The sequence below is a fragment of the Glycomyces dulcitolivorans genome (assembly GCF_003265355.1).
Taxonomy (GTDB): Bacteria; Actinomycetota; Actinomycetes; order Mycobacteriales; family Micromonosporaceae; genus Glycomyces; species Glycomyces dulcitolivorans.
The window spans coordinates 1-17,767 of sequence record NZ_QFRW01000308.1; the positions used below are offsets into that span (position 1 = coordinate 1).

General features: G+C 70.4%; 17 protein-coding genes and 2 tRNA genes. 13 read left to right on the plus strand and 6 right to left on the minus strand.

Annotated features, from left to right (window positions below; all coding sequences use genetic code 11):
- The 6 genes from DI269_RS21650 to DI269_RS21670 form a co-directional block, all read left to right on the plus strand.
- On the plus strand, positions 1-392 hold a 392-nt coding region (locus DI269_RS21650), incomplete at its 5' end, for a DUF3566 domain-containing protein (RefSeq protein WP_198667618.1).
- Between the two features lie 158 nt (positions 393-550).
- Positions 551-627, plus strand: a tRNA-Ile gene (locus DI269_RS21655).
- Between the two features lie 103 nt (positions 628-730).
- A complete protein-coding gene (locus DI269_RS21660) occupies positions 731-1,318 on the plus strand; it encodes a flavodoxin family protein (protein ID WP_112139713.1) in 588 nt (195 codons plus the stop codon).
- Between the two features lie 120 nt (positions 1,319-1,438).
- On the plus strand, positions 1,439-1,570 hold the full coding sequence (locus DI269_RS28430) for a DLW-39 family protein (RefSeq protein ID WP_218125197.1): 132 nt from the start codon (positions 1,439-1,441) through the stop codon (positions 1,568-1,570).
- A gap of 101 nt (positions 1,571-1,671) precedes the next feature.
- A tRNA-Ala gene (locus tag DI269_RS21665) sits at positions 1,672-1,744 on the plus strand.
- A gap of 84 nt (positions 1,745-1,828) precedes the next feature.
- Positions 1,829-2,833 (plus strand): phosphotransferase, encoded by a 1,005-nt coding sequence (locus DI269_RS21670; protein ID WP_112139716.1) that lies wholly within the window; start codon positions 1,829-1,831, stop codon positions 2,831-2,833.
- Here DI269_RS21670 and DI269_RS21675 read toward each other — a convergent pair.
- Entirely contained in the window at positions 2,830-3,489 is a 660-nt protein-coding gene (locus DI269_RS21675) for a response regulator (RefSeq protein ID WP_112139718.1), read from the minus strand. The genes DI269_RS21670 and DI269_RS21675 overlap by 4 nt on opposite strands.
- Positions 3,486-5,126, minus strand: a complete 1,641-nt coding sequence (locus DI269_RS21680; protein WP_198667619.1) for a sensor histidine kinase — start codon at positions 5,124-5,126, stop codon at positions 3,486-3,488. Before DI269_RS21680 ends, DI269_RS21675 begins: the two co-directional genes overlap by 4 nt.
- A 100-nt stretch (positions 5,127-5,226) precedes the next feature.
- Here DI269_RS21680 and DI269_RS21685 point away from each other — a divergent pair, with 100 nt between their 5' ends.
- From DI269_RS21685 to DI269_RS21695, 3 genes are read left to right on the plus strand one after another with little or no spacing between them, the layout of a single operon-like run.
- On the plus strand, positions 5,227-6,222 hold the full coding sequence (locus tag DI269_RS21685; RefSeq protein ID WP_112139722.1) for a Bug family tripartite tricarboxylate transporter substrate binding protein: 996 nt from the start codon (positions 5,227-5,229) through the stop codon (positions 6,220-6,222).
- Positions 6,219-6,788: a tripartite tricarboxylate transporter TctB family protein gene (locus tag DI269_RS21690; RefSeq protein WP_112139724.1), complete on the plus strand. Its 570-nt coding sequence runs from the start codon at positions 6,219-6,221 to the stop codon at positions 6,786-6,788. Before DI269_RS21685 ends, DI269_RS21690 begins: the two co-directional genes overlap by 4 nt.
- 9 nt (positions 6,789-6,797) lie before the next feature.
- Entirely contained in the window at positions 6,798-8,306 is a 1,509-nt protein-coding gene (locus DI269_RS21695; RefSeq protein ID WP_112139726.1) for a tripartite tricarboxylate transporter permease, read from the plus strand.
- An 81-nt stretch (positions 8,307-8,387) separates the two neighbouring features.
- Here the strand turns inward: DI269_RS21695 and DI269_RS21700 are convergent, their stop codons facing one another.
- Positions 8,388-9,539, minus strand: a complete 1,152-nt coding sequence (locus tag DI269_RS21700) for a DUF418 domain-containing protein (RefSeq protein WP_112139728.1) — start codon at positions 9,537-9,539, stop codon at positions 8,388-8,390.
- Positions 9,540-9,652: 113 nt separating this feature from the next.
- A complete protein-coding gene (locus DI269_RS21705) occupies positions 9,653-10,399 on the minus strand; it encodes a DUF2306 domain-containing protein (RefSeq protein WP_112139731.1) in 747 nt (248 codons plus the stop codon).
- Between the two features lie 149 nt (positions 10,400-10,548).
- Here DI269_RS21705 and DI269_RS21710 point away from each other — a divergent pair, with 149 nt between their 5' ends.
- The gene (locus DI269_RS21710) at positions 10,549-11,253 is read left to right on the plus strand and encodes a TetR/AcrR family transcriptional regulator (RefSeq protein WP_198667620.1); all 705 of its coding nucleotides are present in this window, start codon (positions 10,549-10,551) and stop codon (positions 11,251-11,253) included.
- A gap of 60 nt (positions 11,254-11,313) precedes the next feature.
- On the opposite strand, the gene DI269_RS21715 is transcribed toward DI269_RS21710, so the two are convergent.
- Positions 11,314-12,678: a dicarboxylate/amino acid:cation symporter gene (locus tag DI269_RS21715; RefSeq protein ID WP_112139736.1), complete on the minus strand. Its 1,365-nt coding sequence runs from the start codon at positions 12,676-12,678 to the stop codon at positions 11,314-11,316.
- Positions 12,679-13,001: 323 nt separating this feature from the next.
- Between DI269_RS21715 and DI269_RS21720 the strand changes: the two genes are divergently transcribed.
- The 3 genes from DI269_RS21720 (at position 13,002) to DI269_RS21730 (ending at position 16,443) form a co-directional block, all read left to right on the plus strand.
- Positions 13,002-13,436, plus strand: coding sequence for a fluoride efflux transporter FluC (locus tag DI269_RS21720; RefSeq protein ID WP_232822861.1), 435 nt, complete (start codon positions 13,002-13,004; stop codon positions 13,434-13,436).
- A complete protein-coding gene (crcB, locus tag DI269_RS21725; protein WP_112139739.1) occupies positions 13,433-13,795 on the plus strand; it encodes a fluoride efflux transporter CrcB in 363 nt (120 codons plus the stop codon). The genes DI269_RS21720 and crcB overlap by 4 nt, the downstream gene beginning before the upstream one ends.
- A gap of 143 nt (positions 13,796-13,938) precedes the next feature.
- A complete protein-coding gene (locus tag DI269_RS21730; RefSeq protein ID WP_112139741.1) occupies positions 13,939-16,443 on the plus strand; it encodes a S8 family serine peptidase in 2,505 nt (834 codons plus the stop codon).
- A 528-nt stretch (positions 16,444-16,971) separates the two neighbouring features.
- Here DI269_RS21730 and DI269_RS21735 read toward each other — a convergent pair.
- Complete coding sequence (locus DI269_RS21735) at positions 16,972-17,709, minus strand: SDR family NAD(P)-dependent oxidoreductase (RefSeq protein ID WP_112139743.1); 738 nt, start codon at positions 17,707-17,709, stop codon at positions 16,972-16,974.
- Positions 17,710-17,767 lie beyond the last annotated feature (58 nt).

A 17,767-nucleotide genomic window follows, 5' to 3' on the forward strand; every position in this document is an offset into this window, starting at 1 on the left:
AGGCCGCGGCGCGGGGCCCGCGCCGGGCCCGCCTGCGGCTCAAGCGGATCGACCCGTGGTCGGTGATGAAGTTCGCGTTCGCCGTGTCGATCGTGCTGTTCATCGTCATGGTCGTGGCGACCACCGTCCTGTACATCGCGCTCGACGCGATGGGCGTGTTCGACACCGTCAACGACATGCTCCAGATGCTCATGGGCTCCAACGCCGACTCCGGCGCGGCCGCCACCGAGGGCTTCAGGATCACCGCGAAGGGCGTCATCGGGGCCGCGGCCCTCCTCGGCGTCGTCAACATGGTCCTGTTCACCGCCCTGGCGACCCTCGGGTCGTTCATCTACAACGTGTGCGCCGACCTCGTCGGCGGCGTCGAGGTCACGCTCGCCGAGCGCGACTAGCAAGACCTGAGACGGAGCGCCCCGCAGCCGAAATGGCCGCGGGGCGCTCCGCTGCTGTGCCCCAGTGATGCCCGTCCCTCCAGGGAGGCCCCCTGTCTCGCACACGGGAGAATCGTGGGGTAATCTTTCTCAGCGCCGCCGATGAGCGGCCGATGCAAGGGCGTATAGCTCAGGTGGTTAGAGCGTCGAGCTGATAACTCGAAGGTCCCAAGTTCGAGTCTTGGTACGCCCACCAACACCCGCCGGTCACCGGCGGGTTTTTTCTTGCCCGGAATACCCGGGCCGGCCCCGGGCCTTGAACCTGGAGACCCGTGTCCCCTGCTCGAAAGCGCTCCGCCATGGCCGACTCGCCCCGCTCGTTCCTGTTCATCCTCGGCAGCTCCCGCACCGGCGGCAACACCGAGACCCTCGTCCGCGCCGCCGCCGAGCACCTCGAACCGGAGGCCGCCCAGCAGTGGCTGCGCCTCTCCGACCTCGACCTGCCGCTCTTCCGCGACCTCCGCCACCTCGGCGACGGCAAGACCCCACCCGCCGAAGGCGCCGAGCGCACGATCCAGGACGCCACCCTCGCCGCCACCGACGTCGTCATCGCCTCCCCGCTCTACTGGTACTCCGTCAGCGGCTCGGTCAAGAACTACCTCGACTACTGGTCCGGATGGCTCCGCGTCCCCGGCCTCGATTTCAAGGCCCGCATGGGCGGACGCCGCCTGTGGGGCGTCACCGTCCAGGGCGACGAGGAGCCCGACGTCTCCGAACCCCTCGCCGGGACCCTGCGCCTCTCCGCCGAGTACATGGGCATGGAGTGGAAGGGCGTGCTCCTGGGGTACGGCTCCCGCCCCGGGCAGGTCCTGCGCGACGAGCAGGCCCTCGCCGGCGCCAAGACCTTCTTCGACCCCGCGACCGACACGCCCGGAATCCGATACTGACCCCACGAGCACCGGCCGGGCGGGTCGCCGCGGCGCAGTTCGCTATGCTGAGGCGCATCGCGCGATGCCGACCGCGGCATTGCTGTACGCGGCAATCTCTGATATAGGGGGCCTGGGTCCATGTGGAAGAAGATCTTGATCGTCGCCGGCGTGGCGACGGTCGCGTTCGTGGTCGCCAAGAAGGTCAAGTCGATCAACGACGACCGCACCCTGTGGCACGAGGCCACCACCTCCGCGGAGGACGTGCGCTAGCGAATCGCGTTAGCCAACTCACTGCGCTCCGGGTATCCTCGCTGTTGCCGCATGCGCGGCGAGGATACTCGAACGGCCCGGTCTCACCACCGGCCGTACCAGGGGTCTTAGCTCAATTGGCAGAGCACCGCCTTTGCAAGGCGGGGGTTAGGGGTTCGATTCCCCTAGACTCCACTGAAAGCCCCGGCAACGGGGCTTTTCTGCTGTCCGGCGGAAAACGCTGGTGCGGTTCGGCGGGGGTGTCGGTAGCCTTTCGCGGTGGATTCTTCTGGGCCGCTTGCCGGGATCGATGCGATCGCCGATGTCTATGGGCTGGGGCCGGTGTACGCGTGCGGGTACTTGCCGAACGGGTTCTTGAACCGGAACTGGCGGGTTGAGAGCGAGGCGGGAGTGTTCGCGCTCAAGGAGCTTGCCAACACGTCTGCTGAGGAGGCGCGGCGCAGTCTCGCGCTCATGGCCTCGGTCGCCGCTGACGGTGTGCCGGTGGTCGAGGCGGTCGCGGTTGGCGGGGAGGCGGTCGTTGAGGTCGGCGGGGGTGCTTACTACCTGGCGCCCTGGATCGAGGGCGATCATCGGCGCGGGGCCGAGATGACGCCCGAGACGTCTTTCCATATGGGGGAGGTGCTCGGGCGGGTGCGGCTCGCGCTGGGGCGGCCCGGGTTGTTGCCGGAGGGGGAGCCGCGAGCTGAGGCGCCTCCTAGTGTCGGCACCGCTCATGAGCGGATCGCGGATTATCTCGGGATCATCGGCGGGCGTTCGGAGCTTGACGAGTTCGATCTTGCGGCTGAGCCGCTGTTGCGGAGTCGGATCGGGTTGATCGACGCGTGTGCGCACCTTCGGCCTTCAGGGGCGTTGGTTGGGCCGGTCGGGTGGACTCATGGGGACTGCCAGAACTGGAACCTGATCTGGCAGGGGGACCGGATCGCCGCTGTTCTTGACTGGGACCGGGTGCGGGTGAATCCGTACGGCGAAGAGGTCGTGCGGGCGGCTACCTATCAGTGCGCGCTGGCGGACGGGAGTCTTGACCTGGAGTGCGTCGCCGCGATCGTCGCCGGGTACCGGTCGGTTGTGCCGATCGGGGCGGAGGCGTTGGTCGATGCTGTGCGGCGGCGGTGGTGGAAGTTGCTGACTTCGGTGTGGCACTTGAAGTACCACTACTACCAGGGGGACCGGTCGAGCGATTGGATCTTCTTCTCGGACGAGCGGCTGCTGCGGTGGTGGACGGCGAACCTCGACAAGGTGGAGTCCGTGTTCGGGGCCTAGCGCCAGCGGTAGCGGCGTTCGGGGCGGCCTCGGCCGGCGTATTTGAGGGCGACTTCGGCGCGGCCGCGTTCGGTGAGTTGTTCGAGGTAGCGGCGGGCGCTGACTCGGGAGACGCCTATCTTCTCGGCGCATTCGGCGGCGGAGAGGGAGCCTTCGGCTTCGCGGAGGGCGGTTTCCACCAGGGTGGCGGTTTCGGCGCTGAAGCCCTTCGGCATTGCGGCGGTGGAGCCGGTTCGTTCGAAGGCGCGGTCGACGTCGGCCTGGTCGCGGACGGCCATGGCGAGGCCGGCGCGGCGGTTGGCGTACTGCTCCAGGCGTTCCTGGAACTCGTCGAAGCTGAAGGGCTTGAGGAGGTAGGAGACGACGCCGAGGCGGACGGCGGCGCGGACCGCTTCGGATTCGCGGGCTGCGGAGATGACCATGACGTCGGTTTCGTGGCCTTCGGCGCGCATGCGGCGGACCAGGTCGAGGCCGAAGACGTCGGGGAGGTACAGGTCGAGGAGGACGAGGTCGGGGCGGTGCTCGTCGAGGGCGGCGAGGGTCTCCTCGCCGGTGCGGGCCGAGGCGACGGCCCGGAATCCGGGGGTGCGTTCGACGAAGCCGCGGTGGATGTTGACGAGGCGGAAGTCGTCGTCGACCACCAGCACATCGATCATGTCGGTTCCTCAGCCGTAGTCAGCGGGCGGGCGGGGGTCAGGAGGGGCAGGGTCGCGGTGAAGCGGGCGCCGTCGGCGGTGTTCGCGACGTGGACGCCGCCGCCGTGATGCTCGCACACGAGCCTGGTGAGCGCCAGTCCGATCCCGTGCTCGCCGGCCGCGGCCTTCGTGGTGAAGCCGTGCGCGAAGACCTCCTCGGCGGTCTCGGGCGGGACGCCCGGACCTGAATCGGTCACCGTGATGTGAACCGCCTCTTGGGATTCGACTATCTCGACTGCCACCCAGGCTTCTGCGGCTATGGGGAGCGGGCCTTGGTTTCCTGCGGCTGCTTCTACGGCGTTGTCCATCAGGTTGCCGAGCACGGTGCCCACGTCCGCCGAGTCTTCAGCAGAGAGCGGGCTCAGCTTGCTGCCTTCGACCACTTCCAGGCGCACCTGGCGTTCCGACGCCTGCGCGCTCTTGGCCATGAGGAGTGCGGCGATCGCCTTGTCGCGGATGGGTTCGCCGATGGACAGGTCGAGGGACTGGCGGTGCCGGTTGAGGGCGTCGATGTAGCGGACGACCTCGTCCTGCTCGCCGATCTGGATGAGCCCGGAGATCGTGTGGAGCTTGTTGTCGAACTCGTGGGCCTGCGCGCGCAGGGCCTCGGCGGTCGACCGGAACGAGCCGAGGTCGCGCTCCAGCTGGGCGAGTTCGGTCCGGTCGCGGAGGGTCGCGACCGCGCCGAGCGGGCGGCCGTCCTTCTCAACGGGCATGCGGTTCACCACGAGGACCCGGTTGCCTTGCAGGACCACTTGGTCGGAGCCGGTGACGGTGCCGGAGAGGACGTCGCGGAGGCGCCCGGTCAGGTCGAGGTTGTCGAGGGTGCGGCCGACCGCGCCGTCGGGGAGGTCGAGGAGGCGGCGGCCGACGTCGTTGACGAGGGTGACGCGGTGCTGGACGTCGACGGCGATCACGCCCTCGGCGATCCCGTAGAGCATTGCTTCGCGGTGCTCGGCGAGGCCGGCGATCTCCCTGGGCTCCATGCCGAACGTCTGGCGTTTGATGCGGCGGGTCAGCAGCCACGACCCGGCGACGCCGAGGACGCTCGCGACCCCGAGGTACAGCAGCAGCGTCGGCGTCGCCTCGACGAGGAGTTCCGCGAGCGAGGGCACTTCCTGGCCGACGACGGCGACGCCGAGCTGCATGCCGAGGCGCTCCTCGCTGAGGACCGGGGCCTGGCCGACGAGTTCGGTGCGGCCGCCGAGGTCGATCTCGCCGCGCCAGCCGCGCCCGTCCAGGACGCCGTCGCCGAGCGGCAGGTACGTGCCGATGAGCAGCGGGTTCGTGGAGGCGACGACCTTGCCTTCGGCGTTCGCGACCGTAACGGAGGAGACCTGCCAGCGTTCGAGGTCGGCCTGGATCTGCGGGGCGAGGGTCTGGGCCGGGGCGGGTTCGGGGAGGCGGCCGCGGACCAGGTCGGTGGAGGCGAGGGACTCGGCGAGCTGGGTGACCCGGCGTCCCTGCTCGGCGTCGAACACGGCCGCGGACTGGGCGAGGGAGAGGCCGGCGACGGCGGTGAGCACCAGGAGGATCACCGTGAGCTGGAAGAGGAGGAGCTGACCGGCGAGGGTCGGGCGAAGTGAGGGCCTGAACACAATGAACTCAATGATCGATACGGACACAAGGCTGACGCAGGGGCCGCGCCGGGGTGACCATCGTCTCTCACGACTCCCTCGAAATGAAAGAGCAACGACGATGAAATTTCACCGGAGGGCCTTCCTCAGCGCTGCGGCGGCCGTCCCGGCGCTCGCGGCGGCCTCGGCGTGCGGCCTGACCGCCGAGAACGGATCGGGCGACGGACCCCTCACCGGTCTGCGCATCATGGTGCCCAACAGCCCCGGCGGCGGCTACGACACGACCGCCCGCTCCATCGCCCGCATCATGGAGGACGAGGAGATCGCCCGCGCGATCGAGGTGTTCAACCTCGAAGGCGCCGGCGGGACGGTCGGCCTCCAGCGGATCGTCAGCGAGGAGGGCAACGGCGACCTCGCCATGCAGATGGGCCTGGGCGTCGTCGGCGCCTCCTACACGCAGAACTCCGAGGCGAAGCTGACCGGCACGACGCCGCTCGCGAAGCTCGTGGAGGAGTCCGGTGCGATCGTCGTGCCGACCGCGTCCCCGTTCCAGACGATCGAGGACCTGGTCGCGGCCTGGACCGGCGACCTCGACGGCGTCACCGTCGGCGGCGGCTCCTCCCCCGGCGGCCCCGACCACCTCCTGCCGATGCGGCTCGCGAACGCCGTCGGCATCGACCCGACCCAGGTCAACTACGTCTCGTACGACGGCGGCGGGGAGCTCCTGCCCGCGCTGCTGGGCGAGAAGATCTCCTTCGGCGCCAGCGGGGTCGGCGAGTTCATCGACCAGATCGAGGCCGGGCAGCTGCGGGTCCTCGCGACCTCCGGGTCCGAGCGGGTCGACGTGGTCGCGGACGCACCGACGTTCACCGAGTCGGGGATCGACCTGGTGTTCACGAACTGGCGCGGCTGGGTGGCCCCGCCCGGGATCGACGACGCCGACGTCCAGAAGTGGACCGACGCGCTCACCGAGATGCACGACTCGGCCGCGTGGCAGGACGAGCTGGAGAAGCAGGGCTGGACCGACGCGTTCATGACCGGCAGCGACTTCGGCGACTTCCTCACCGACCAGGACGCCACCGTCGCCGCGACCCTGCAAGAGCTGGGCCTGGCATGACCTCTGCTGAGAACGAGGCGGCTCAGAACGGCACGGCGGCAACCGAAGACGTCGCCGTCGAGGAGACCGTTGACACCGAGACCGCCCCGCCGAAGCGGGACCTCCAGCAGCTGTTCGTCTGCGGCTTCCTCGCCGTCCTCGGCGTGCTGGTCATCGTGGACGCCGCCCGCCTGGGCGGGTTCTCCGCCTCGAACGACCCGATCGGCCCGAAGCCGGTGCCGATCATCCTGGGGATCCTCCTGTTCGTCGTGGCCGGGTTCTACGCGCTGAACGTCCTGCGCGGCGGGCACGGCGAGGACGAGGGCGCCAATGCGGGCGAGAAGTTCGACTTCACCACGGTGGGGCTGCTGTGCGCGGTGTTCGTCGCGAACGCGCTGCTCATCGACTGGCTCGGCTGGGTGATCTCCGGGTCGCTCCTGTTCTGGGGCGCGGCGATCGTCCTCGGTTCGCGCCGGTACTTCCTGACGCTCGCGGCCGCGGTCGTGCTCGGGCTGGCCACGTTCTACGGGTTCGCGATCGGCCTGGGCCTCGGCCTGCCGGCCGGCGTGCTCCAGGGAATCCTGTAGGGGGCGGGCATGGACAACTTGAACTCCCTCCTCGACGGCTTCGCCGCGATCCTCACCCCCGGGAACCTGCTCATCGCGCTCATCGGCGTCACCATCGGCACCGCCGTGGGGATGCTGCCGGGCCTGGGCACGGCGATGGCGATCGCGCTGCTGCTGCCGATCACGTACGGGATGGAGCCGACGCAGGCGTTCATCATGTTCGGCGGGATCTTCTACGGCGGCATGTACGGCGGGTCGACGACGGCGATCCTGCTGAACACGCCGGGCCAGTCCTCGTCGGTCGTCACCGTGCTCGAAGGCTTCAAGATGGCCAAGAACGGGCGCGGCGGGCAGGCGCTCGCGACCGCGGCGATCGGGTCGTTCGTGGCCGGGACGATCGCGACGATCGCGCTCGTGTTCGTCACCCCGATCACCGTGGACTTCGCGATCGGCCTCGGCGCGCCCGAGTACCTGGCGATCATGGTGCTGGCGCTGGTGGCGACCGCGTCGGTGCTGGGCTCGTCGCGCATCCGCGGGTTCGCGTCCCTGTTGGTGGGCTTGGTGATCGGGACGATCGGCATCGACGCCGTGACCGGTCAGCAGCGCCTCACGTACGGGGTGCCGGAGCTGGCGAACGGGATCGACATCGTGGTGGTCGCGGTGGGCGCGTTCGCGGTCGGCGAGGCGCTGTGGACGGCGGCGCGGCGCAAGAACGGGAAGGACGAGATCGTCCCGGTCGGCCGGGTGTGGATGGGCCGCAGCGACTGGCGGCGCTCGTGGGGGCCGTGGCTGCGCGGTTCGGCGCTGGGCTTCCCGTTCGGGGCGGTCCCGGCCGGGGGCGCGGAGGTGCCGACGTTCCTGTCGTACGTGACCGAGCGGCGGCTCTCGAAGCACAAGGGCGAGTTCGGGAACGGCGCGATCGAGGGCGTCGCGGGGCCGGAGGCGGCGAACAACGCGTCGGCGGCGGGCACGCTCGTGCCGATGCTCGCGCTCGGCCTGCCGTGCAACGCGACCGCGGCGGTCATGCTGGCGGCGTTCCAGACGTACGGGATCCAGCCGGGCCCGCTCCTGTTCGAGAAGGAGTCGGCGCTGGTGTGGACGCTCATCGCGGGGCTGTTCGTGGGCAACGCGATGCTGCTGGTGCTGAACATGCCGCTGATCCCGATCTGGGTGAAGCTGCTGCGCATCCCCAAGCCGTACCTGTTCGCGGGGATCCTGTTCTTCGCGTCGATGGGCGCTTATGCGACGAGCGGGCAGGCGTTCGAGCTGTACGTGCTGCTCGCGCTGGGCCTGATCGGGTTCGGCATGCGGCGCTTCGGGATTCCGATGCTGCCGATGATCGTCGGCGTGATCCTCGGCCCGATGGCCGAGCGGCAGGCGCGCATGTCGCTCCAACTGTCCGGCGGGGAACTGTCGGGCCTCGTCGGCGGGCCGGTCGCGTGGACCGTGTACGGGATCATCGCGCTGATCGCCTTGTGGCCCTTGGCCGCCTTGGTCCGGCGACGCTTGACCCGCGACCGCGAAGCGGTCGCCGTCTGACCGACCGGGCGAGACTGACCTACTGGTTCAGACAGTGGTGCGGGCCGATCTCGAACCGGCCCGCACCTCTTTATCTACGCGTCAACGGAGGACGGCCTTCTGGAGCGCTTCGGCCGGGCCGTTCTGGAAGCGGCGCAGCCAGAGCCGGGAGGCGACGAGCAGGAACGCGCTGATGCCGAGCCACAGGACCGGCGCGAACCAGGCCTCGCCGCCGAATCGCGCGGCCAGGCCCAGACCCCATCCGTAGCAGACGATCGAGGCGAGGAGGTTCTGGAGGATGTACCCGCTGAGTGCGGTGCGGCCCAAGGACTCCAGTGCGGTCATGACGGGGCCGCGGCGGACGTGCTCGACGAGGAATCCGACCAGGCCGATGTAGCCGAGCATGACGACCGGTGCGATGACGTACCGCTCCACGTAGATGAGCTCGTCGGGGCCGAGGACGGCGACGAGGTCGAGCGGCAGGCCGATCCCCAGGCCCCAGGCCATGAGCCGGGCCCGGATGCGCCGGCCCCGCTCGTCGGCGCCGAACGCGCCGGAGCGCAGCAGCTTGACGCCCAGCAGGAACAGGAACACCAGGAGCGGGAACGTGATGATCGGCTCGATGCGGAAGACGAGCGCGTTGTCGAGGCGGAACTGCACCTGCTCCCACCAGGACCCGGTGGCGTAGAGCGCCTGGACTTCGGCGCTCGGCCGCGGATCGACGCCGCCGCCCGCGGTGCCGGCGGTGATGAGGCCGACCACCGCCAGGTGCAGGCCGAGCGCGGTCCACATCGCGATGCGCTGGGTGCGTTCGGATCTCCTGAGGAGCCAGGCGACGGTGATCGCGGTGACGGCGTACCCCATGAGGACGTCCCACGCGAACAGCAGGACGAAGTGGATGGTGCCTTCGGCGAAGAGGAACAGGGCCCGCCAGTGGTAGCGGCCGGGCCAGCGCCGCCCGCGCTTCTCGGCGGACCGGTACTGGATGGCGAGCCCGACTCCGAAGAGGACGGTGAGCATGGAGAGGAACTTGCCGTTGGCGAGCAGCTGGAACGCGGAGCCGACGGGGCCGCCTTCGGTGATGCCGTAGCCGAGGAGGGGCCCGGCCTCGCCGTGGGCGGCGGTGAAGAGCCAGACGTTGGTGCCGAGTGTGCCGAGGATGGCGACGCCGCGGAGGACGTCGAGGAGCGGCAGCCGCTTCGCCGCGGCGGGCGCGGCGGTGTCCGCCGGCGCGGTGGCGGTGGTGGTTTCCATGCCTCTCAGCATCGCGTGCGCGGGCCTCGCGCGAATCCTTCCGCGGCATGGACTTCGGGGGTGCGGCGGGGCGACCGGGGGTGGAGCCCCGGCCGCCCCAAAAGTGGCAGTTCCTAGGCCTCCGCTCCAACTTTGGTGGCAGTCCGCTTGCGGCGCCGGTGCTTGGGCCTGCGGTCGAGCCACCACTGGGCGATCATGAGGTTGACGATCCAGCTGAGCCAGATCGAGGCGACGGCGGCGTCCTCGACGAGCACGTCGGTGTCGCCGCCGTAGTAGGAGTCCTCGAACTGGAAGAGCAGGACCAGGAGCAGGACCAGCCAGACCCGGTTGACGACGATGGACCAGCACAGGGCGAAGCTGCGGATCATCCAGCGGCGGTGGGCCTGGTAGTCGTGGCGGCGGGCCGCGAGGTACCCGGCGAAGGTCGTCCCGAACCACAGGAGCGAGAGCAGGACGTTGCCGATCTTCCCGGCGGGGCCGACGACCGAGATGACGGAGACGACGAGGGCGAAGAGGCCGGCGGGCACGACGCCGGCGAAGACGTAGAGGCGCCCGGAGATGCGGTGGACGCGGGGGTGCTTGGTGCGCAGCCAGGTCCAGACCTGCATGGAGCAGGTGATGAGGGCGATCGAGCCGAACAGGATGTGCCCCGAGAGCATCAGGTAGTGGGTCTCGGGGAAGGCGTCCTGGAGTTCGACGAGCGAGTCGCCGGTGTCGAAGGTGAGGTAGAAGGGCAGGCGGGCGGCGACGAACAGGCCGGCGACCGCGAAGAGCGGGACGATCCAGGGGCGGCGGTACCACTTGGGCTTCTCGCGCGCGGGCGGGCGCTCGGGTTCGGATTGGGCGAGGGTCTGGGTCACTGGTCTCTCCGATCGCGGTGGGGTCCGATCGATGCGTATGAGATACGCTATTAAGCGTACATCATACGCACGGTTGGCGGGTGCGCAGGGAACCGGGACGGCACCTAGGCTTGCGACGCGCGGAACCGGAGCTGAGGGGGGTGCTTCCGTTGGGGCGGGGCGAATCAGGACAAGGCGAATACGGGCTGCTGTGGGGGGACCGGCCCCGGCCCGGCCGCGGCCGGCCGTCCGGACTCACCCGCGAACGGATCGTCGCCGAAGCCGTCGCCATCGCCGACGCCGAAGGCCTCCAGAAGGTCTCCATGAAGCACCTCGCCGACCGCCTCGGCTCCGGCGTCATGTCCCTCTACCGGCACGTCCCCGGCAAGGACGAACTCGTCATCCTCATGTACGACTCCCTCATGGCCGGACCCGTCACCGTCCCCGAAGCCGACCACTGGAGGGACGTCCTCATCGGCTGGGGCCGCTCCGTCCGCGACCTCTTCCAAGCCCACCCCTGGGCCCTCCCCGTCGCCACCGGCGACCGCCCCATGGGACCCCACGAAGCCGGATGGGTCGACCAGATCCTCGGCCGCCTCACCGCCGTCGGCATGCCCCCCGCCACCGGACTCATCGCCGTCCTCACCGTCGACTGCTTCGCCCTCGGCGCCGTCCGCCCCGAGATCGGCGGCAGTGCCGAGAGCACCGCCGACTTCTTCCGCTTCCTCGCCGACCCCGCCAACACCGGCCGCTTCCCCCACCTCGCCCGCGTCGCCGCCGACATCCGCCCCGACGACCCCGTCGAAGACCACTTCGAATTCGGCCTCCACCGCGTCGTCGACGGCCTCCAGCAGTACATCGAAGCGCGCCAATAGGAACGGGGGCCGGTCCGAATGGACCGGCCCCCGCTACTCAGGAGAGAACAAAGCTTCAGATCACGCGGGCGCCAGCGCCGGCTCCCCCTTGCGGGCCGGCTCGTCCGAACCGCCGAAGGCCGCGTCCTCGTCGAGCGGCTGCGGCGCCGCGTCGTACACCTCCCGGTCCAGGAGGTCCTCCGACTTCGCCACGATCACCGGCACCACCATCTGCCCGGCCACGTTCGTCGCCGTGCGGATCATGTCCATGATCGGGTCGATCGCCAGCAGCAGACCCACGCCCTCCAGGGGCAGGCCCAGCGTCGACAGGGTCAGCGTCAGCATCACCGTCGCCCCCGTCAGACCCGCCGTCGCCGCCGAGCCGATCACCGACACGAACGCGATCAGCAGGTAGTCCTGGACACCGAGGTCCACGTTGTACACCTGCGCCACGAAGATCGCGGCGATCGCCGGGTAGATCGCGGCGCAGCCGTCCATCTTCGTCGTCGCACCGAACGGCGACGCGAACGACGCGTAGTCGCGGTCCACGCCGAGCCGGTCCGTGACGGTCTTCTGCGCGAGCGGGAGCGTCCCGACCGACGAGCGCGACACGAACGCGAACTGGATCGCCGGCCACGCCTTGCGGTAGAACCGGACCGGCGAGACCTTCCCGAACACGCGCAGCAGCACCGGGTAGACGACGAGGAGGATGATCAGCGCACCCGCGTAGATGTCGATGCTGAACACGGCCAGCGGCTCCAGCAGGTCCCACCCGTACGCGTACACCGACTTGCCGATGAGCGCCGCGGTGCCGATGGGCGCCAAGCGGATCACCCACCACAGGGCCTTCTGGATCAGCGCCAGCGCCGAGGCGTTGAACTTCAGGAACGGCTCGGCCTTGTCGCCGATCTTCGCGGCCGCCGCGCCCGCGATGATCGCCACGAACACGATCTGGAGCACGTTCACGTTCACGAACGCGTCCACGATGTTCGTCGGGACGATGCCGGTCAGGAAGTCCGTCCACGACCCCTGCGTCTCCGGCGCCGCCGCCGCACCCGACAGCTCGATCCCCGAACCCGGGTCCGTCGCCAGGCCGATCGCGATGCCGATGACCACCGCGATCAGCGACGTGACCGCGAACCAGCCGAGGGTCTTGGCGACCAGCCGGCCCGCGTTCGCGAGATTGCGCAGGTTCGCGATCGACGCGACGATCGCCGTGAACACCAGGAACGGGACGATCAGGAACAGCAGCTGCACGAACAGCGTCCCCACCGTCTCCAGCGTGGTGCCCAGCCACGCGACGGACCACTCGCGGGCGACGTACCCGAGCGCGAGACCGAGCACGAGACCGATGAGCAGCTGCGCGGCGAACGGAACCCGCTTGCGGCGCTTGGGCTTCGAAGTTTCCGGGACGGCCTCGTCGGCCGATACGGGAGCACTTGACATGAAAAGGACCTCTTGTGAAGGCGGGCGCGGGCACGGCGGCGCGCAGCGGCACGCGCCGTGTCAGCGGAATGGGTGCGGGTCGGGCTCGGACCCAGCGGGGAGAAGACGAGTACGTCGGCGAGCCGGCCGGTGGGATCGGCGGGTACTAACGACAGAGCACGGTCGACACGCGGCAGAAGTCGAGATGACGCCTGCGTGTCAGGAACTGGTTAGTGACGGTGTAACTCATCGCCCGTCAACGGTAGCGCCATTCACATTTCGGGCGCAAGACCCGGTGAGGGATCGCATACGCACCGCCGCGACCCGGACGCTAGATTCGCAGCGTGCCCGCACCGAACCGCCCGCCCCTGCGCGACGCCCTCCGCGCCGTCCCCGCCACGGTCCTCGCCGCCGTCGCCCTCGGCGGCGCCATCGGCTCCCTCGCCCGGTACGGCCTCCTCGTCCTCTACCCCGCCGCACCCGGCCGCTTCGACCTCGCCACCTTCCTCGCCAACACCATCGGCGGCCTCCTCATCGGCGCCGTCATGGTCACCGCCACCGAGATCGCCCCCGGCCGCCGCCACCTGCGCCCCTTCCTCGGCGTCGGCGTCCTCGGCGGCTTCACCACCTTCTCCACGTACATCGTCGGCATCGGCCGCGCCCTCGACACCGGCGCGGCACTCCTCGCCGTCGTCTACGCGTTCGCGACCATCGCCGCCGCACTCGGCGCGGCCGCGGCCGGCATGTGGGCGACGCGCGTTCTGGTCAGGCGCCGATGACGGTCCTGCTGGTCGCCCTCGGCGCCGCCGTCGGCGCCCCCGCCCGCTTCCTCACCGACCTCGTCGCCGCCCACTACCTCGGCCGCGCCATGCCCTGGGGCACCCTCGCGGTCAACGTCCTCGGCTCAGGCCTCGCCGCACTCCTCGCCGCCGCCACCGTCGGCCCCGCCTGGACCGCACTCCTTGCCATCGGCTTCTGCGGCGCCCTCACCACGTACTCGACCCTCTCCTGGGAGACCCTCAAACTCGCCGAAGACGGCCGGTTCCTCCACGCCGCCTTGAACATCGCGATGAACCTTGTCGGCGGCCTCGCCGCCGCGGCCGCGGGGGTCGCGCTGGCGCGCCTGCTCGGGCTCTGAGCCGACACGCGGCCGGGCCGGGCGGCAAATGCGCGGTTCCGCGCGCCGGATGGCCCACGATCGAGGTCCTGCCATATCTGCCCGCCGGGGGTTCCCGGGCGCCTCCGCGAACCCCCGGCGGGCGCGAGACGAAGGGACCCCTGATGCCGGGCCTCCGAACCTTCCCGCCCGCTCTGCGGCGGCCCCTCGCCGCCGCGGTCGCGCTGCCGCTCCTCGCCCTCGCCGCCCCTGCGGCGCAAGCGGAACCGGACGACGGGCCCGCGCAGGTGTGGCTCGTCGAGTTCGCCGAGGGCGCCGACGCGTCGGTGCTGGAGGCCGCCCGCGACCTCGACTTCGCGGTGCGGCACGACTTCGAGCGGATCTGGAACGGCGTCTCGGTCGAAGCCGACCCGGCGACCGCACGCCGCCTGGGGCAGCTCGGCCACGTGGAAAGGGTCTGGTCAGATGTCGTCTTCACAGGCCCGGCCCGGCTCGGGTCCGACGTGCTCACCGAGTCCGCGGCGGTCCCCGAACTGGCGCAAGCGATCCGGACGACTCGGGCCGACGTCGCCCACGACCGGGGCATCACCGGTGAAGGCGTCAAGGTCGGCGTCATCGACACCGGCATCGACTACACCCACCCCGACCTCGGCGGCTGCTTCGGCGACGGATGCCGGGTCGCCTACGGCACCGACTTCGTCGGCGACGACTTCGACTCCGACGACCCCGAACTGAGCGAACCGGCCCCCGACGACGACCCCGCCGACTGCGCCGGGCACGGCACCCACGTCGCCGGGATCGTCGGCGCGGACGGCGAGGTCACCGGCGTCGCTCCTGACGTCGAGTTCGGCGCGTACAAGGTCTTCGGCTGCGAGGGCTCGACCAGCGCCGAGGTGATCATGCACGCGCTGGAGACCGCGCTCGACGACGGCATGGACGTCGTCAACCTCTCGCTCGGCCAGTCGTTCCAGTGGCCCGGCTACCCGACCGCGAAGGCCGCCGACCGGCTCACCGAGGAGGGCGTCACGGTCGTCGCCTCCATGGGCAACGACGGCGAATACGGGATCTACTCCGGTTCGGCGCCCGGCGTCGGCGAGGACGTGATCGCCGTGGCCTCCACCGACAACCCGGCCCAGCGCATGGATGCCGCGCACGTGCCCGCGCTCGGCCGCGGCATCGGCTACCGCGTCATCGACGCGTCCCCCGCGCCCGAGACCGGCACCGCGACCGGTGGCCTGGTGTGGCTCGGCCGCGCCTGCGCCGACGACGCCTCCGAAGGCGACGTCGCCGGCACCGCCGCACTGATCGTCCGCGGGACGTGCACGTTCAAGGAGAAGTACGAGCGGGCCGTCGCCGAGGGCGCGACGAGCGTCGTCGTCTACAACGACCGGCCCGGGCCCTTCGGCGGCGGCGGGGTCGAGGACCTCGGCGTCCCGATCATCGCCGTCACCGACACCGACGGGAAGGATCTCCACGACCTCGCCGCGATCGGCGAGGCCCCGGTCCTCGAATTCGACGGCGAGACGGTCCTGGTCGACCTCCCCCGCGGCGGCCTCGCCTCCAGCTTCACCGCCTACGGCCCCGCCCCCGACCTGACTTTCAAGCCCGACGTGGCCGCCCCCGGCGGCGGCATCTGGTCCACCGTCCCCGTCGCCGACGGCTCCTACGAGGCCCTCTCGGGCACCTCGATGTCCTCCCCGCACGTCGCCGGCGCCGCGGCCCTGCTGCTCGACGCCGAACCGCGCCTCGAACCCCGCGACGTCCGCACCCGCCTCGCGAACTCCGCCAAACCGGTCCCCTGGGGCGACAACCCCGACCTCGGCGAACTCGAAGCCGCGCACCGCCAAGGAACGGGCGTCATCGACATCGTCGACGCCCTCGACGCCGAAGCCTGCCTCTACCCCACCGGCGTCAACGTCGGCGACGGCACCGGGCCCCGCACCTTCGAACTGACCCTGACCTCCCGCGACCAGGCCGTCCGCGACTACACCCTCACCCACCGGCCCACGATCGCCACCACCGGCGACGACCACGACCCCGGCTTCAGCGCCGCCGAACCCGAGGTCACCTTCGAACCGCAGGAGATCCGCCTCCACCCGGGCCAGTCCGCGACCATCGAGGTCACCGTCAAGCCCAGCGCGGAACTCCCGGCCGGCAGCGTCTTCGGCGGCCGCATCACCGCCCGCCCCGAGGGCGACGGCGAGTCACTGACCGCCGCCTACTCGGGCTACCAGGGGGACTACCTGTCGATCCCGGTCCTGGAGCACCCCGAGTTCCCGCGCCTCGCCGCGATCGTCGCGCAGGACCCGGAGACCCACGAGTTCGAGTACCGCGACCCCGCCGACGGCGAGACCTTCAGCCTCGCCGAGGGCCCCGCCCTGGCGGCCCTGGTCTACCTGGGACACCAGCCGGCCGCCATGGAGGTCAGCGCCACGAACACCGACTCCGGCGAGGTGGTCGAGTGGGACCCCGAGGCGTTCCTGCCGCGGTCCCCGGGGCCCGATGATGCGATGGGCCTTCACCTGGAGGACCTGGTCGCTCAGCGGCCCAATGCTTTGGAGCCGGGGCGGTGGACGCTGACGGTGAGGGTGCTGAAGGCCCTGGGGGATGCGGAGAACCCGGAGCACTGGGAGCAGTGGACTTCTCCGGAGTTCACGCTTGTTGAGTGAGTCCGTTCGCGGAGCAGGGTTGTAGTGCGGGCGGTCGGGCTGGTGTGCCCGGCCGCCCGCGTTCTCCGCTGCGGAGCCGGCCCTTGCGGGGACCGCGCGCGGGTGGCTTCCCGCGCGCGGTCTCGGTATGGCGACGTTCGCGATTCCCCTTCATATCGCCGCCATCCCGCAGGGCCAGATGGCTTTTTTGTCTCAACCTTGACACCGTCTTCGGTGGACTGTCGAGCATTGATTTCGGGCCTGTGGATAACTTTCCGCGCGCGCCGCACAACGACCGCCTGGGTGTTGTCCCAGGCGGTCTTTTCGCTGGTGCGGCTGATGCTCGGTCGGTCCATGGCTCAACCCTGACAGGGGTCGGGCCGGTCCGCCAGTAGAGATTTTCAGGCTGTGGATAACTCTCCGGGCGGGGCAGGGAGGAGAAGTGGAGTGGGGCGGCGCTGGGTGGGGAGGAGCGTGCTTGGAGGGAAGGCAGGTTGCATGGCGTTGGGGGGCCGGCGGCGAAGCTGCCGGACCCCCAACGCCATACGACTACTGCTGGCGGCGGTGGACCAGTTGGGCTCCGGCCTGGTCCCTTGGGGTGATGGTGATCTGGTCGATGTTCACGTGGGCGGGGCGGGTCGCGACCCATGCGATCGTGTCGGCGATGTCGTCGGCGACAAGGGGGGTCATGCCCGCGTACACGGCGTCGGCGCGGTCCTGGTCGCCCTCGAAGCGGACCAGGCTGAACTCGGTCTCGACCATGCCGGGGTCGATCTCGCACACCCGCACCGGCTGCCCGAGGAGCTCCATGCGCAGCACCCGCGTGATCGCCGCCTCCGCGTGCTTCGCCGCGTTGTAGCCGCCCCCGCCCGGGTACGGCTGGTGGCCCGCGATCGAGCCGATCACCACGACCTGGCCGTCGCCGGACTCGACCAGCTTCGGCAGGAGCGCCTTCGTGATCCGGGCCGTGCCGAGGACGTTCACGTCGTACATCCGCTGCCACGCATCGAGGTCGGCCCCCGCGATCGAGTCGAGGCCGAATGCCCCTCCCGCGTTGTTCACCAGGAGGTCGCAGTTTTCCACTTGATCCACGAACGCGGCCACCGAGGCTTTGTCGGTCACGTCGAGCGCGAGCGCCGTCCCGCCGCATTCGGCCGCGACCTCGGCGAGCCGGTCGGCCCGGCGGGCGCCCAGGACCACGTCGAAGCCGGCCTTGGCGAGGGCCCGGGCGGTGGCCGCGCCGATGCCGCTGCTCGCTCCCGTGACGACTGCGGTCTTCCTGCTCATCGAATCCTCCTCGAACGGCTCCTGGGCCGCGGTCCCGGCCCGGGTCGGACCCTACCCG

What these genes read in the sequence shown, in the direction of transcription:
- DI269_RS21660 (WP_112139713.1), top strand. Translation starts at nt 731, where the DNA reads ATGGCCGACTCGCCCCGCTCGTTCCTGTTCATCCTCGGCAGCTCCCGC.
- DI269_RS28430 (WP_218125197.1), top strand. Translation starts at nt 1,439, where the DNA reads ATGTGGAAGAAGATCTTGATCGTCGCCGGCGTGGCGACGGTCGCGTTC.
- DI269_RS21675 (WP_112139718.1), bottom strand. Translation starts at nt 3,489, where the DNA reads ATGATCGATGTGCTGGTGGTCGACGACGACTTCCGCCTCGTCAACATC.
- DI269_RS21685 (WP_112139722.1), top strand. Translation starts at nt 5,227, where the DNA reads ATGAAATTTCACCGGAGGGCCTTCCTCAGCGCTGCGGCGGCCGTCCCG.
- DI269_RS21690 (WP_112139724.1), top strand. Translation starts at nt 6,219, where the DNA reads ATGACCTCTGCTGAGAACGAGGCGGCTCAGAACGGCACGGCGGCAACC.
- DI269_RS21695 (WP_112139726.1), top strand. Translation starts at nt 6,798, where the DNA reads ATGGACAACTTGAACTCCCTCCTCGACGGCTTCGCCGCGATCCTCACC.
- DI269_RS21700 (WP_112139728.1), bottom strand. Translation starts at nt 9,539, where the DNA reads ATGGAAACCACCACCGCCACCGCGCCGGCGGACACCGCCGCGCCCGCC.
- DI269_RS21715 (WP_112139736.1), bottom strand. Translation starts at nt 12,678, where the DNA reads ATGTCAAGTGCTCCCGTATCGGCCGACGAGGCCGTCCCGGAAACTTCG.
- crcB (WP_112139739.1), top strand. Translation starts at nt 13,433, where the DNA reads ATGACGGTCCTGCTGGTCGCCCTCGGCGCCGCCGTCGGCGCCCCCGCC.
- DI269_RS21730 (WP_112139741.1), top strand. Translation starts at nt 13,939, where the DNA reads ATGCCGGGCCTCCGAACCTTCCCGCCCGCTCTGCGGCGGCCCCTCGCC.
- DI269_RS21735 (WP_112139743.1), bottom strand. Translation starts at nt 17,709, where the DNA reads ATGAGCAGGAAGACCGCAGTCGTCACGGGAGCGAGCAGCGGCATCGGC.